Source organism: Streptomyces sp. NPDC002690, from assembly GCF_053592415.1.
The window spans coordinates 1-14,160 of the sequence record NZ_JBSFVR010000187.1; the positions used below are offsets into that span (position 1 = coordinate 1).

At 73.4% G+C, this 14,160-nt stretch carries 13 protein-coding genes and 1 pseudogene; 6 read left to right on the forward strand and 8 right to left on the reverse strand.

The features are described from left to right. Nucleotides 1-127 precede the first annotated feature (127 nt). From ACWD3D_RS22275 to ACWD3D_RS22290, 4 genes are all read right to left on the reverse strand, one after another. Complete coding sequence (locus ACWD3D_RS22275) at nucleotides 128-559, reverse strand: nuclear transport factor 2 family protein (protein WP_451462580.1); 432 nt, start codon at nucleotides 557-559, stop codon at nucleotides 128-130. A 139-nt stretch (nucleotides 560-698) separates the two neighbouring features. Beyond that, nucleotides 699-1,943, reverse strand: a complete 1,245-nt coding sequence (locus ACWD3D_RS22280) for an ROK family protein (RefSeq protein ID WP_451462581.1) — start codon at nucleotides 1,941-1,943, stop codon at nucleotides 699-701. Between the two features lie 143 nt (nucleotides 1,944-2,086). Further along, on the reverse strand, nucleotides 2,087-2,746 hold the full coding sequence (locus ACWD3D_RS22285; RefSeq protein WP_451462582.1) for a DUF305 domain-containing protein: 660 nt from the start codon (nucleotides 2,744-2,746) through the stop codon (nucleotides 2,087-2,089). Then, on the reverse strand, nucleotides 2,743-3,393 hold the full coding sequence (locus tag ACWD3D_RS22290) for a DUF3105 domain-containing protein (RefSeq protein ID WP_451462583.1): 651 nt from the start codon (nucleotides 3,391-3,393) through the stop codon (nucleotides 2,743-2,745). The genes ACWD3D_RS22285 and ACWD3D_RS22290 overlap by 4 nt, the downstream gene beginning before the upstream one ends. Nucleotides 3,394-3,835: 442 nt before the next feature. Here ACWD3D_RS22290 and ACWD3D_RS22295 point away from each other — a divergent pair, with 442 nt between their 5' ends. Then, on the forward strand, nucleotides 3,836-4,669 hold the full coding sequence (locus ACWD3D_RS22295) for a phospholipid scramblase-related protein (RefSeq protein ID WP_451462584.1): 834 nt from the start codon (nucleotides 3,836-3,838) through the stop codon (nucleotides 4,667-4,669). 140 nt (nucleotides 4,670-4,809) lie between these two features. Here the strand turns inward: ACWD3D_RS22295 and pcaDC are convergent, their stop codons facing one another. Genes pcaDC through pcaH form a run of 4 tightly spaced genes read right to left on the reverse strand, consistent with a single transcriptional unit; the run spans nucleotide 4,810 to nucleotide 8,640 of the window. Next, nucleotides 4,810-5,982, reverse strand: a complete 1,173-nt coding sequence (pcaDC, locus tag ACWD3D_RS22300; protein ID WP_451462585.1) for a bifunctional 3-oxoadipate enol-lactonase/4-carboxymuconolactone decarboxylase PcaDC — start codon at nucleotides 5,980-5,982, stop codon at nucleotides 4,810-4,812. Next, nucleotides 5,979-7,361, reverse strand: coding sequence for a 3-carboxy-cis,cis-muconate cycloisomerase (pcaB, locus tag ACWD3D_RS22305; protein ID WP_451462586.1), 1,383 nt, complete (start codon nucleotides 7,359-7,361; stop codon nucleotides 5,979-5,981). Before pcaB ends, pcaDC begins: the two co-directional genes overlap by 4 nt. Further along, nucleotides 7,361-7,930 carry a protocatechuate 3,4-dioxygenase subunit alpha gene (gene pcaG, locus ACWD3D_RS22310; RefSeq protein ID WP_451462587.1) on the reverse strand — a complete coding sequence of 190 codons (570 nt, stop codon included), beginning with the start codon at nucleotides 7,928-7,930 and terminating at the stop codon, nucleotides 7,361-7,363. The genes pcaB and pcaG overlap by 1 nt, the downstream gene beginning before the upstream one ends. Further along, nucleotides 7,927-8,640, reverse strand: a complete 714-nt coding sequence (gene pcaH, locus ACWD3D_RS22315) for a protocatechuate 3,4-dioxygenase subunit beta (protein WP_451462592.1) — start codon at nucleotides 8,638-8,640, stop codon at nucleotides 7,927-7,929. Before pcaH ends, pcaG begins: the two co-directional genes overlap by 4 nt. A 265-nt stretch (nucleotides 8,641-8,905) precedes the next feature. Between pcaH and ACWD3D_RS22320 the strand changes: the two genes are divergently transcribed. From ACWD3D_RS22320 to ACWD3D_RS22340, 5 genes and pseudogenes are all read left to right on the forward strand, one after another. Next, on the forward strand, nucleotides 8,906-9,418 hold the full coding sequence (locus ACWD3D_RS22320; RefSeq protein ID WP_451462588.1) for a MarR family winged helix-turn-helix transcriptional regulator: 513 nt from the start codon (nucleotides 8,906-8,908) through the stop codon (nucleotides 9,416-9,418). Between the two features lie 191 nt (nucleotides 9,419-9,609). Then, nucleotides 9,610-11,817, forward strand: coding sequence for an FUSC family protein (locus ACWD3D_RS22325; protein WP_451462589.1), 2,208 nt, complete (start codon nucleotides 9,610-9,612; stop codon nucleotides 11,815-11,817). 54 nt (nucleotides 11,818-11,871) lie between these two features. Further along, nucleotides 11,872-13,563, forward strand: a complete 1,692-nt coding sequence (locus ACWD3D_RS22330) for an FUSC family protein (protein ID WP_451462590.1) — start codon at nucleotides 11,872-11,874, stop codon at nucleotides 13,561-13,563. Then, on the forward strand, nucleotides 13,560-14,066 hold the full coding sequence (locus ACWD3D_RS22335) for a MarR family winged helix-turn-helix transcriptional regulator (protein WP_451462591.1): 507 nt from the start codon (nucleotides 13,560-13,562) through the stop codon (nucleotides 14,064-14,066). Before ACWD3D_RS22330 ends, ACWD3D_RS22335 begins: the two co-directional genes overlap by 4 nt. Beyond that, nucleotides 14,067-14,160 (forward strand): annotated as a pseudogene (locus tag ACWD3D_RS22340) (large ribosomal subunit protein uL22); the annotation flags it as partial. It abuts the gene before it with no gap.

Sequence of the window (14,160 nt, forward strand, 5' to 3'; positions counted from 1 at the left end):
CTTGAGCATCCAGTCCATGTTTCCCCGCTGCTGGATCACTTGAGGTCTCCCTTGTCCCACGCAGAACGGACGGCCCGGCCCCCGCCGGTTCGTGTGCGCGAGCGCCTGCCGGCGGCTCCGGGATTGTTCAGCCCCGGGACGCCGCGACGCCGAAGCCGTCCATGTAGTCCCGGACGCGGACGATCAGGCCGTCCCGCACGTGCAGGATCAGGAGCCCGGGGACGGTGAAGGTGAGGTCCCGGGCGGGCAGCGAACCCACCACCACGTGCTCGGCGATGATCACACCCGGGTCGCCGGTCTCGTGCACGGTGACGTCGCGGAGCTCCGTGACCTCGGCGGGACTCGCGCCCCAGGCCGCCCGGTAACCGGCGCGGACCTCCTCGCGCCCCTCGAAGCGGGCGGGGAGACCGGGGCTGGTGAACGGGAACTCGTGCACCGCGTCGACCGCGTAGAGATCCGCCAGATCGTCGGCGGACATCGACAGCATCGCCCGGTGGTACCGCTCCAGCACCGCGCGAGGGGTGGACGTCGCAGGGGTCCCGGGGGTCGGTCCGGTCACGGCGATCACTCCGTTCGGGCGACCGCGAAGGCGGACGCACAGGCAGCTGGGAAGGCGGCCGCGGTGGCGAACGCGCCGCCATGGAGGGTTGGTCGGCTCTCCGGTGCGGGCGTGCTGCCCGGGCCGGTACGTCTTCTTATCACCGCTCCCGGCCGGCGTAGGCCACCGGGTCGGCCAGTACGTCCTGCATCACCAGGGCCGCCGCGCCCCGGGCGGCGTCCCCCGCCACCGACGACGCCCGGAGCCTGCCGCTGCCCGGCGACCAGAGGCCGGATACCACCCGGCCGGTCAGCTCCTCGTCGGCGGGCCCCGAGAGCCACGGCATCAGGCCGCGGTAGATCCCGCCGAGCACCACCGCGTCCGGGTCGATCAGGTTCACCGCGCCCGACAGGACACGGCCCAGCATCCGGCCCGCCTCGCCGACCGCCCCTTCGGCGCGCGCGTCGCCGGATCGCACCCTGCGCTCCAGCTCGACCACCGCCGCACCGCCCCCGGCCCCTTCTATGCCCGCAGCCCGCAGCAGCGCCGCCTGGCCCGCGTACTGCTCCAGACAGCCGCGCGAGCCGCACCGGCACTCGGGGCCCGCCGGGTCGACCACGACGTGGCCGATCTCCCCGGCGAAGCCGTGCGCGCCGCGCAGCAGCTCGCCACCGATCACCAGGGCGCCGCCGACACCGATCTCGCCCGTCAGATAGAGGAAGCTGCGCACATCGCCGAGACCGCCGAACCACAGCTCGGCGAGCGCCGCCAGGTTGGCCTCGTTCTCGGAGCTGACGGGCAGCGGGCCGAGACCCGGGTTCAGTACGGCGAGTGCCTCGGCGAAGAGGCGCTCCGCCGGGACACGGTTCCAGCCGAGGTTGGGGGCCTGACGCACGGCACCGCCGGAGACGAGGCCCGGCAGGGCGAGCGCGGCGCCCACCGGGTGGAGTTCCTGCTCGCGGGCCGCGTCCAGGGTCCGCGCGGTGATCCGAGCGGCACGGACCAGGACCTCCTCGGGCGGCTCTCCCCGGTTGTCCAGGTGCTCGGTCTGCCGCACCCGCCCGGTCCCCGCCAGGTCGACGACGCACACCGAGACGTAGTCGATGTTGACCTCCACGCCGATGCCCGCCGGCCCGGTACGGGCGACCTTGAGCGCGGTGCCGGGGCGCCCCGCCTGCCCGCTGAAGGTCTTGCCGGACTCGGTGAGGAAACCGGTTTCCAGCAACTGCTCGACCAGCGAGGAGACCGCCGCGCGCGTGAGCCCCACCCGGGCCGCCACACCGGCACGGGTCGCCTCGCCGGTCTCGTCCTCGTCGCGGACGGCGCGGAGCACGAGACTGAGGTTGTGCCTGCGGACGGTGTCCTTGTCGGCCTTGGGGCCCAGCTGCGTGAGGTGATTCTTCATATCGCCACCGAGCCTATGTGACGGCAGGTGCGACGGGACCGGGAGAGGGGAGGAACCGCGCATTCCGAACGTGTTCTCCTCCCGTCCCCGTCCCCGTCCCAGCTCCCGGTTCCCCGCGCCCCGCGCCCCGCGCCTGGCCGTCGTCAGGGCGTCGCGCCGCGCTCACGGAGCATGTCCGCCATGAGGGCGATCTCCGAGCGCTGCCCGCGCACCATGCCCGCGGCCAGGTTTCTGATCGCCTCGGTGGTGGCCGAGCCGGCCGCCGCCTGCGCCATCTGTGCCCCCGCGGTGTGGTGAGCCGTCATGAGCCGCAGATAGAGGACCTCGGCCTCCTCGCCCTTCGCCGCACGAAGCGCGTCCAACTGCGTGTCGGTGGCCATACCGGGCATCAGCGCGCCGTCGTGCGGGGTGACCGTGTGACCCATCCACCGCATCGGCGGGACGGCCGAACTCTTGGGCAGCTCCCACATCTCCAGCCAACCCAGCATCATGCCGCGCTGGTTGGCCTGCGTGTTGATGATGTCGTAGGCCAGCCGGCGCACGTCCTCGTCGTCCGTACGGTCGCGCACGACGAACGACATCTCGACGGCCTGCTGGTGGTGTACGGACATGTCCCGGGCGAAGCCCGCGTCCACCGAACCGTCCTCCGGCGCCGACCGCCCGGCCTGGGAGGCGGAGCCGGAGGAGGAAGCGGAGGACGGCTGTACGACCATCAGCGCCACCAGCCCCAGGGCGAGCAGCAGCACGGCGACGCCCGCCACCGCCAGCCGCCGTGACCCGGCCGCGCGGCCGGCGCTCGTCACTTCGCGATCCCGCCGGTGCAGGCGGCACCCGGCTCCGGCGTCTGCGCGCCCTGCACGTACTTGGTGAAGAACTGCGCGACCCGCGGGTCCGAAGCGCTCGTCACGGTGACCTGCTTGCCCCAGGCGCTCAGGATCAACGGGTCCGCCTGGTCCTCCAACGGGCTCATCAGGGAGTACGGGGTGGCCTCGACCCGCTCGGTGAGCGCCTTCACGTCTGCCGCCGCGGCCTTGCTGTTGTAGGTGACCCATACCGCGCCGTGCTCCATGGAGTGGACGGCGTTCTCCTTCGGTATCGCCTCGGTGTACACGTCGGCGTCGCAGTTCATCCAGACCGGATTGTGGTCGCCGCCCACCGGCGGGTTCATCGGGTAGGAGACCGGAGTCTCGACATGGTTCTGGGTCAGCTTGTCCCAGCTGCGCTCGCCCGTGATGGCGTCGGTCTTCGCCTTCGCCTCGGCCTTGTCCTTGTCGTCCGCCTTCGTCATCAGGTAGCCGCCGCCGACGACCAGGGCGGCGACGACCACGACGGCGGCCGAGATGGTGAAGATCCTGACGCGGCGCTCGCGGCCGCGCTCCTTGCGCCGTGCTTCCTCCAGCTTGGCGCGGCGCGCGGAGGAGGGGGAGTCCTGGTTCTGGGTGGAAGTCATGGGAACGTCCTCGGAATTCGGCATCGACGGAAAAGTGCGCAGGGGCGGTGCCCCTGGGGGGCTTCATCAGCCTTCTGGCGGACCGGGTGCGACGCCCCTCGAACAGGGACTCTGGTCCGGCTCACGGTGGCGGGGGCCGGACAGCTTTCACGTCCGCCGGATCCGGGGGTGAACGCGGTCGGCGGCCTGCGGTCCGAGGGAGCACGGAGGAGCCGGCCCGGCGGAACCGTGACAGCACGGACCTCGCTCCACGGACCCACCTCGGGAAGGCACTTGACCGGCAGACCGGTGACGGACGGAGGGGACGCGGTTCGCCCCTTCGCGGACGCGGCGTCCGCCGGTACGTCCTCCCGCGCCCTCGGCCTGGTCATCGCCGCCACTGAATAGGTGTGTGAAGTTTCAAAAATGTGCCTGAAGCCCTGTCGCGGGATAGTGTGCCTCGGTGACCACGACCTCGAACATACCTGCGGGTTGGTTCCCTGATCCGCACGGAGCCGCGGAGCTGCTCCGCTACTGGGACGGTTCCCAGTGGACCGAGCACACCCACCCCGCCGCGGGCGCCCAGCCCACGGCCCCGGCCGGCACTCCGCAGGCCGCCGCCGTGCAGGCCCCGGCCCCTCAGGCGGCCGTGCCCCAGCAGCAGAAGGCGCCCGCCCAGCCCGGCCAGATCAGCGCCGGAACGCTCTTCAATCAGCAGGTCCTGGTGGTGAACCAGAAGGCCAAGCTGATCGAGGTGACGAACGAGTACCGCGTCTTCGACGAGCAGGGCGCGACGCTCGGCTCGGTCGTGCAGGTCGGGCAGGGCGCGTTCCGCAAGCTGGTGCGCCTCCTCACCAGCTGGGACCAGTACCTGACGCACCGCCTGGAGATCCGGGACGCCTACGGTCAGCCCCAGTTGCTGCTGACCCGCCCCGCCAAGTTCATCAAGTCGCGGGTGATCGTCCAGCGTCCCGACGGCCAGCCGGTCGGCGAGATCGTCCAGCAGAACGCGTTCGGCAAGATCAACTTCGCGATCATGGTGGACGGTCAGAAGATCGGTGCCATCAAGGCCGAGAACTGGCGCGCCTGGAACTTCGCGATCGTCGACCAGAACGACGCCGAGATCGCCCGGATCACCAAGACCTGGGAAGGGCTCGCCAAGACGCTCTTCACCACGGCGGACAACTACGTCCTCCAGATCCACTACCAGCTGCCCGAGCCGATGCTGAGCCTCGTCATCGCGACGGCTCTCACGGTGGACACCGCCCTCAAGCAGGACTCGCGCGGACTCGGCTGAGTCACGCCCTTGCCGACGCCGGTGCTCCGTACGCGCGACGCGTACGGAGCACCGGCGTTTTTCGCCGGACCGATTGTCCGCCGGACCGATTGTTCCGGGGACGGAAGCGGACCCGGCTTGTGGCGGACCGGCCGGGGCGCTCAGCCCTCCGCCTCGCCCCTCGACTCCGCCTCCATCTCCGCGAGCACCCTCCCGGCGACCCGGTACGCCGCGTTCGCCGCGGGCACCCCGCAGTACACCCCGGTCTGGAGCAGCGCGGCACCGATCTCTTCGGGGGTGAGCCCGTTGCGGACCGCGGCGCGGACGTGCAGGGCCAGTTCGTCCAGGTGGCCGTGGGCCACGAGGGCGGTGAGGGTGATGAGGCTGCGTTCCCGGCGGGGGAGCGTGGGGTCGGTCCAGATCTCACCCCAGGCGTAGCGGGTGATGAAGTCCTGGAACCGTGAGGTGAACGGCGTGGTGGCCGCCCGTGCCCGGTCCACGTGCGCGTCGCCGAGTACCTCCCGCCGCACCGCGAGTCCGCGCGACCAGGACCCTCCGGCGTCCGGGACCTCGGCCGCGAAGTGCGCCCGCAGGGCCCGTACCAGCGGCTCGGGGCGTTCGGCGGGCGCCAGGTGGGAGGCGCCCGGCAGCTCCAGCAGGGTCGCGCCGGGAACGGCGTCCGCGATCTCCCGCGCGTGCGCCGGCGGCGTCGCGGGGTCCTCGCGTCCCGCCAGGACCAGGGTGGGCACGCCGATCGAGGGGAGCAGCGGGCGCACGTCGTACGAGGCGAGGGCGTCGCAGCACGCCGCGTAGGCCCCCGGATCGGCGGCGCGCAGATCGTCCAGCAGAGCCGGCACGGTGAACCCCGGGGTGAACCAGCGCGCCTGTGCGCCCTCGGCCACCGGCCCGGTGCCCGACGCGCGTACCCGTGCAGCCCGGTCCCGCCAGAGTTCCGGTTCGCCGAAGCGCGCGGACGAGCAGACGACCGCCAGGCGGTCGATCCGGCCGGGGTGGTGGATCGCCAGCCAGAGGCCGACCGCGCCGCCCAGGGAGACGCCCGCGTACGAGAAACGGGCCAGCGCGAGCGCGTCGGCGAGGGACAGGACCAGGCGGCCGAGATCGGCGACGGTCGCCCCGGGGCCGATCAGAGCGGCCGGCGAGCCACCGTGTCCCGGCAGGTCCCAGCGGACCACCCGGTGCATCGCCGAGAGGCCGGGGACGACCGCGTCCCAGAGCGCCGTGGACGTACCGAGCGACGGACCGAGCAGCAACGGTGGCGCACCCGCAGTCCCGTCCTCGCGGAAGTGCGGTACGGGGTTGGAGTGTTCGTTCATCGACGCTCCAGGGCGCGGTCGGTGAGCAGGCCTGCGGAGCCGGTGCAGCGCGCGGGATCGCCGAGGGCGTCGAGGTCGACCCCCGAGAACGCGGCTTCCGGCGCCAGGACTTCGGTGAGCGGCAGCCGCTGCTCGCGGGCGGTGATGGCGGCCCGCGCCACCAGTGCGCCGGCCTCCGCGCGGCCGATCCGGTCCGCCGCCACCGAGGCCAGCCGCTCGGAGACGATCAGCCCGTCGGTCAGGCCGAGGTGTTCACGCATGACGTCCGCGAACACGCGCAGACCTTCGACGAGTTCGACGGCGTCCCGGGCCGATCCGCCGACCAGCCGGAGCAGATCGCGCAGCGGCTCCCACTCCGCGTGCCAGGCGCCGGCGGGGCGTTCGTCCTCGGCGGCGAGCGAGCCGTACAGCGTGGCCGCCAGCGCCGGGGCGCGGCGGCCGGCCGAGGCGATCAGCGTGGCGCGGACCGGATTCGCCTTGTGCGGCATCGCGGAGGACCCGCCGCCCGTCCCCTCGGTCACCTCGCCGATCTCGGTGCGGGCCAGATTCAGCACGTCCGCGGCCGTCTTGCCGAGCGCGCCCGCGGTGAAGGCCAGGGCGCCGGCGAGGTCGGCGACCGGGGTACGGAGCGAGTGCCAGGGCAACGTGGGTTCCGCGAGACCGAGTTCGGCCGCGTACGCCGACACGACCGCCAACGCGACGGCCGGGTCCTCCGCGTCGCCGCCCTGGGGGCCGAGGGCGGCCAAGGTGCCTGCCGCACCACCGAGTTGGGCCGGCAGAGACGCCCGTACCGCGGCCGTCCGGTCCCGGGCGTCGAGCAGCAGCGCACGCCATCCGGCGGCCTTCAGGCCGAAGGTCGTCGGCACCGCGTGCTGGGTGAGCGTCCGGCCCGGCATCGGGGTGTCGCGGTGTCCGGCGGCGAGCGCGCCCAGCAGCGAAGCGGTGCGCCCGAGGTCGGCCAGGACGAGGGCCAGGGTACGCGAGGCCACCAGCATCGCGGCCGTGTCCATGATGTCCTGGCTGGTCGCGCCGCGGTGGACGTGGTCACGCAGCTGCGGGGCCACCCGTGCGCGCAGATCGGCCACCAGCGGGATCACCGGGTTGCCGCCGGAGCGGGCCCGCAGTGCGAGATCCCGCAGGTCGAAGCCGGCGGGGTCGGCGGCCCGGGTCACCGCGTGCCCCGCCTCGGCGGGGGCGAGCCCGCAGGAAACCTGGGCCCGGGTGAGGGCCGCCTCGGCGTCGAGCAGCGCTCGCAGGAAGGCCGCGTCGCCGGTGGCGGTCTCGGCCGGGGACCCTGCCCGCCCGGGAGCGAGCAGACCCGTGTCGTCGCCGTACACCGGCGGCGGGCCTCCGGCAGGGGCCGTGCCGTTCTCGTGCATCAGGAGAACTCCAGGAAGACCGTTTCGCCCTCGCCCTGAAGGCGGATGTCGAAACGGTACGTACGGTGGCCCGCGGGTGTCGCGATCAGCGTGGCGCGGCGCTGCTCGTCCAGCGACTTCAGCAGCGGATCGTCCTCGGGTGCCGCTCCCCGTCCGTCCGGCAGGTAGATCCGGGTGTACAGGTGGTGGACGAGGCCGCGCGCGAAGACCACGACGCTGAGATAGGGGACGCCGCCCGGCGGCAGCGTCCGCAGGGACCACTGACCGTCCGCGTCCGTGCAGACCCGGCCGAAGCCGGTGAAGTCCACCCCGTTGCGGCCCGCGTTGCGCCCCGTCACGGGATCGCGGCGCATCGAACCCGGTAGCCCGGTGCGCGATCCGTCCGGGGCGGGCTGCCAGGTCTCGACGACGGCGTCGGGCACGGGGTCCCCGGCGCCGTCGAGCACCAGACCGCGCACCGTGATGGTGTCGGGATGCCCGGCCGGGGCGATGTCACCGCCGTCGGGCAGCGGCAGCGCGAACCCGTAGAACGGGCCGATGGTCTGGGGCGGTGTCGGTGCGTGCTTCATCGGTCGCGGCCTTCCTCGATCCAGGTGGCGGACGGGCCGTCCAGGACGATGTCCCAGCGGTAGCCCAGGGACCACTCGGGCACGGACAGCCCGTGGTCGTAGACCGAGACGAGTCGCGCGCGGGCGGCGGCGTCCGTGACGGACCGCAGGACCGGGTCGTGGGCGAAGAGCGGATCGCCCGGGAAGTACATCTGGGTGACCAGCCGCTGCGTGAACGCCGTGCCGAAGAGGGAGAAGTGGATGTGCGCCGGGCGCCACGCGTTGGTGTGGTTGCGCCACGGGTACGCCCCCGGCTTGATCGTGGTGAACGCGTAGGCACCCTCGTCGTCGGTCAGGCAGCGCCCGAAGCCGGTGAAGGAGGGGTCGAGCGGCGCCGGATGGTCGTCGAGCTGATGGGCGTACCGCCCCGAGGCGTTGGCCTGCCAGACCTCGATCAGCTGACCGCGTACGGGACGCCCGTCCCGGTCGAGCAACCTTCCGCTGACGGTGATCCGTTCGCCCAGCGGCTCACCGTGGTGCTGTCGCGTCAGATCGCTGTCCAGCGCGGTGACGTCGCTGACACCGAAGGCGGGCCCGGACAGCTCGACGGCCTCCGGATCGCGGACGGGTATCAACGACCGGTGCGGATGGCGCAGACGACTGCTCCGGTACGGCGGGTAGTCGCGCGGCGGGTGGTGCCCGACGCGATCCGCGACCTCGGCCAGATCCATCGCCCGATCGATCGCGGACTGGTCCAGGCCGTCGGGCAGGGGTGTGGAAACCATGGTGACTCCGGGGGTCGGCTCGCAGGTGCTGCTCGCGTTCGCCGCGTGGATCGGCCGCGCGGATTCGTGGTTCGGATTTAGTCAGTGCACGGAGTAGTTTCTGACGACTCCGGAGCTAACCAGGAGAGTTGGAGGTGGTCAATACCCTCAGTACACTGTTCTTTCTCCGGCGGTCGATACGGTTGCCACCGATGAACTGGAAGGGCGGGCCGTGTCCGCGGTCGATCTGAGCACTCATCCGGGCCATCTGGCCCGGCGCTTCCAGCAGGCGCACCACCTGCTCTGGACCACGATGGTCTCCGAGGAGACCACCTCACCGCAGTTCGCCCTCCTCAACACGCTGCTGGCCGAGCCCGGGCTCGACCAGCGCACCGCCGGGGAGCGGATCGGTCTGGACCGCTCGACCATCGCCGACCTGGTCACCCGGCTGCTGGGACGGGGCCTGCTGGACAAGGTCCGCGATCCGCGGGACGGCAGACGGTCCGTGCTGCGCCTCACCGAGTCGGGTACCCGCGTCCACCGCAAGGTGGCACTGCGGGCCGCCCGGATGAACCAGGTCTTCCTCGGCCCGCTCTCCGCCGACGAGCAGGGCATTTTCCTCGATCTGCTCCGCAGGGTCTCGGACGCGGCCGAGACCCTGCGCACCCCGACGGACCCACCCCCGGCCCCGGCGCCGCTCCCCGCCCCGGCCTACGGAACGGCTTCCGGTACCGCGAGCGGGTGACCGGGCGCCGGTCGACAATGGCGGGGCGGCCGGGCGACCTCGCCAGGCCGCCACCGGTCCACCGGCAGCACCGGTGTCAGTCGGGAAGGAGGGTGTGGCATGCGCACCCGTCCGCCACGAACCTTCCTGGACACACCCGGGGCCGGTCTCCGGTCCGGTGCGGGAAGTCCCGGGCCCGGGGGAGCGGCGGCGTGATCGCGGGGCCGGAGCGGGCCGCGTTCTGGCGCAGATCCGTCCGTGTCACCGCGGCCGCGAGCGCCGGCTTCTATCCCCTGCTGCACGCCGCCGGACTTCCGGTCGCCGCGCTGTACGCGCTCTTCGCACCCATCGCCATGGGCATGCTCTCCGCCGTGCCCGGCTCGGGCCGTCAGCAGGCGTCCGTCACGTTGCGGGTCGTTCCTCCGGCCCTGGTGGCGGTGACCCTGGGAACACTGCTCGCGGTGAACACCTGGGCGGCCGTCGGCGGCATGCTCGTCGTCGGTTTCGTCCTGGCGTTCGCGGCCGTGGCCGGACCGCGCGCGGCCGGTGCGGGACCCGGCCTCCAGCTCTTCTACATCCTGGCCTGCTTCCCTCCCTACGCGCCCGACACGCTTCTGGAGCGGGTGGCCGGGCTGAGCCTCGGCCTGCTGCTGCTCGCGGCCTGCGAGATCCTGCTGCCCGACCCGGCGGCCCCCTCCTACCGGGAACGGCTGGCCGCCGGGCTCCGTACCGCGGCACACGAGGCCCGCGCCGGGAAGACGCCGCCCGAGCGGCTGCGCGAGGCCGGAGCGACGATGCGGCTGTCGCACGTTCCGCCCGCTGAACGCCCCGCCGGAGCGGGCCGCACCGACCGGGCGCTGGAGCAGACCGGCCGCGCCGTACGCCGCCTCCTCGGCCAGCTGGCCTCCCTCGCCGAGGCGCATCCGGGAGAGCGTGATCCGGCGTCCGCGACCCTCCTGGTCCGCGTCGGAGAGCTGTGCGAAGCGTGTGCGAGCGCCCTGCGCACGGGGAGCCGCGCACCGGCGCCGGACACCCTGGAACACGCGATGCGGAACTTCCAGGCAGACCGCGTCCGCCTGGCCGCCGGACCACCGGACGCCGCCTTGTCGCGGCCGGCCGACCAGACCCCCCAGGCCGTCCAGCCGCTCCCGACCGCCCTGCTCCGCAGGCAGTCCCGGGTGCTGGCGCTGGCCGAATCCGCCCGCGTCGCGGGGGTCGCGCTGAGCATCGCGCTCAACGGCGCGCCGACCCGCGCTCCCGTCCCGCGGGCGATGTTCTGGTACGCCGAGCCGGCCGCACCCCGCCTGTGGGCCCGGCGGGTCCTCGGCAACGTGACCCTCCGCTCGGTGCTCTTCCAGAACGCCGTGCGGACCGCGCTGGGCCTCGCGGCGGCGCGGCTGGTGGCCGGCTCCCTCGATCTGGCCCACGGGTTCTGGGTCCTGCTGGTCGTGCTGACCCTCGGACGCTCCACGGTGGTGGCCACCTGGCAGGCGGTCCGCCGAGCGGTGGCCGGAAACGCCGCCGGGGCCGTGGTGGCGGGCGCGCTGCTGATCGGGATCGGCCCGTTCACCGACGCGTACGCGGTGCTGCTCGCCCCGCTGATGCTGCTGGCCTTCTTCGGCGGGCCGATGCTGGGGATCGCCTGCACCCAGGGGGCCTTCACGCTGGTCGTGGCCACCGCGTTCGCCCAGATCTCGCCGGTCAGCTGGCGCCTCTCGGAGGTGCGGATGATCGACGTCGTCACCGGCAGCGTGATCGGTCTCCTCTGCGGGCTGCTGGCCTGGCCCGCCGGCGCCGGGCACGAGGTCCGGCGGGCCATGGCCGGACTGCTGCGCTCCTGCGGCGCGCTGGTGCCCGGTACGGCGGAGATCCTGCTGACCTCGCCGCCGGGAGGGCGGGCCGTCCCCGGCACCCTGCTGACCCTGCACCGGATGCGCCTGGCCGAGGCCGCGTACGCGCAGTACCGCGCCGAGGCGGCGACCCGGCCGGCGGCGTCGGAGGATTCCGGGGCCGACTGGCACGCCGTGCTCGTCGCGGCCGACGACATGCTGTGGGGTGCTCACCGGCTGCCGCTTTTCGGCCTCCGTCCGGCTGCCCCGGCCCCGCCGGACGCCTGGACCCGGCAGAGCGCCGCCGCGCTGGAGGAGGCGGCCGGACGCATCGCCGCACGGCTGGTGACACGAGGGCCCACCGCCGGACCGCACGGGGCGGAGCTCCCGGGCGGAAGGCCGTCGGCCCCGCTCTCGGTCGACCTGGAGGTGTGGATCACGAGCCTGGGCCGCCAGCTCGCCGGCATCGAGGCCGCACTCGACCCACCGGAGCCGGAGCCGAGACCGGAACCACCGGAACCGAGACCGGAACCGCCTGAGCCGGAGCCGGCGCCGAAACGACCGGAACCACCAGCGGACGAGTCGCCCTGACCGGCCCCAGCCGGACATATCTTTTACAGGTGTAATACCTGTTAAAGTAAATGGGTGAGTGAGACAACGACCCCTCCCCGGCGCCCATCCGTCCGCAGGCTTCCCCTGAAGGCGGCCCTCCGCCTCAACCACCCCTCGGACACCTGGTTCAAGCCGGCGCTGAGCGTGGTCGTCGCGTCCCTCGTACCGAATCTGCTGCTCTTCGCCGTCGACCGGCTGGACCTCGTGATGTACACGATGGCCGGATCGCTCTGCGCCCTGTACGGGCACGCCCTTCCGTACGCCCGCCGCGCCGGGACCGTCGCGCGCGTGGTGGTGGGCATGACCGCCGGGCTGGCCGTGTCGCTGCTCGCGGGCTCGCTCACCGACTCCACCCCGATCCTCATCGCCGTCGGCGCACTGCTCGCCGCCACCCAGAAGGCGCTCTGCGACGCGTCACGCATCGGGCCGCCCGGACACGTGATCTTCACCTTCGTCACCTCCGCGGCCCTCTTCGCGCCCCAGCACCTCGGCCAGATACCCGGCCATCTCGCGCTCACCCTCGCCGCCGGCGCCTTCTCCTGGTGCGTCACCGTGGGACCCGCCCTGCTGCGCCGCGAAGGACCCGAACGCCGTGCCACCGCGCGGGCCCTGGACGCTGCCGCCGCCTGCGTCGCCGATCCCGGCCCCCGCACCCGGGGTGCCGCCGCCGCGGCGGTGCACGGAGCCTGGCAGACCCTGCTCGCCTCCGGGCGGGCCACGCCCGCTCGCCGGGCGCTCGAACGCCTCGTCGTGCACGCCGAGGCCGCGCTCGCCGAAAGCTCCCCGGACGGCCACCGCGCCGCCGCCGACCCCGCGCGGCTGCGCGAGTGGGCCGCGCAGACCCGGGCCCGCGGACCCGTCCCGACGCCGCCGGCCGCCCCCGGCACCACCGCCGAGCTCTACGGCATCGACGCCGAACGCGCCCGCCACGGGGCCCGTACGAACAGGGGCGAGCTGCTGCGCCGCCTCGGCCCCGGCTCCCACGTGCTGCCCATCGCCGTCCGCACCCTCATCGGCTGCGCCCTCGCGGGGTACGCCTGCGAGGCGCTCGGAGTCGGCCGCCCCTACTGGGCCATCGTCACCGCTGCCTCCCTCTACCAGGCCAACGTCACCCTCTCCTGGAACCGGGCCCTCCAGCGGACGCTGGGCAATCTGCTCGGCGTGCTCGTCTTCGCCGCGGTCCTCCCGCTCACCCGGGTGAGCCCGCTGCTGCTGATCGTCTGCGTCCTCTGCTTCAACTTCGCCGCCGAGGCCCTCATCACCCGCAACTACTGGCTCGGCTCGGTCGCGGTCACCCCGATGGCGCTCCTGGTCATCGAGTTCGGCGGCACCCACCCCGCCGGAGAACTCATCGGCGACCGGGTCATCGACACCGTGGTCGGAGCGGCCGTCGGGTTCCTCGCCGCCGTACTGGTCACCAACCGCCGGGCCACCGGCCGGGTCGAACGGGCACTGGAGTCCACCGAGCGGGCCCGCGCCCACGCGGTACGCGTCCTCGCCGACGACACCGCGGGCCCCGCCGCGCTCGACGCGTCCCGCCGCGCGCTCACCGCCTCCCTGGTCGAGCTGCGCGAGGCGGGCGACACCGCCGCGGGGGAGTGGTGGCAGCGCGCCCTGCCGGAAGAGGACCTCCTCGCCGCCGAGCGGGCCGGACACCGTACGCTCGCCGCGACGGCACAACGGCAGGGACTCATCTCCCTCGCCCCGGAGAACGGAACGGTGTGAGCGACGACATCGTGGCCTCGGTGGTCCGGCAGTGGCAGGCGGTGAGCCCCGGTCTCGACACCGGGCCCATGGAGCTGATCGGCCGGATCAACCGCTGCGCGGCACTCCTCCAGCAGGCCGAGGACGCCCCGCTGCGCGCCGCCGGACTCAACCGCGCGGAGTTCGACCTGCTCGGCGCGGTGCGCCGGACCGGCCGTGAACTCACCCCCGGCGAACTCGCCCGGGAGACGTTCTCCTCCGGGGCCGCCGTGACCAAACGGCTGCGCGCCCTCCAGGAACGCGGCCTCGTCGAGCGCCGGGGCGACGACCGGGACCGCAGGGTCGCCCTCGTCCGGCTCACCGAGGAGGGGCGCGCCCTCGTCGACCGGCTGCTGCCCCAGCAACTCGCCTACGAACGCACGGTCCTGGCCGGGCTGGACGAGCCGGCCCGCGACCGCCTCAGTGCCCAGCTCAGCGAGCTGCTGGTGCAGTTGGAAGGCCGCATCGGCGGCGCCGGGCGCTGAGCCAGGGCCCAGGCGCGGTACATCCGCGTCACGCCCATGAAGGCCCGCCGAGTGGTGGACCTCATCCGTGGCATGGATGCCACGGAGGCTCAGG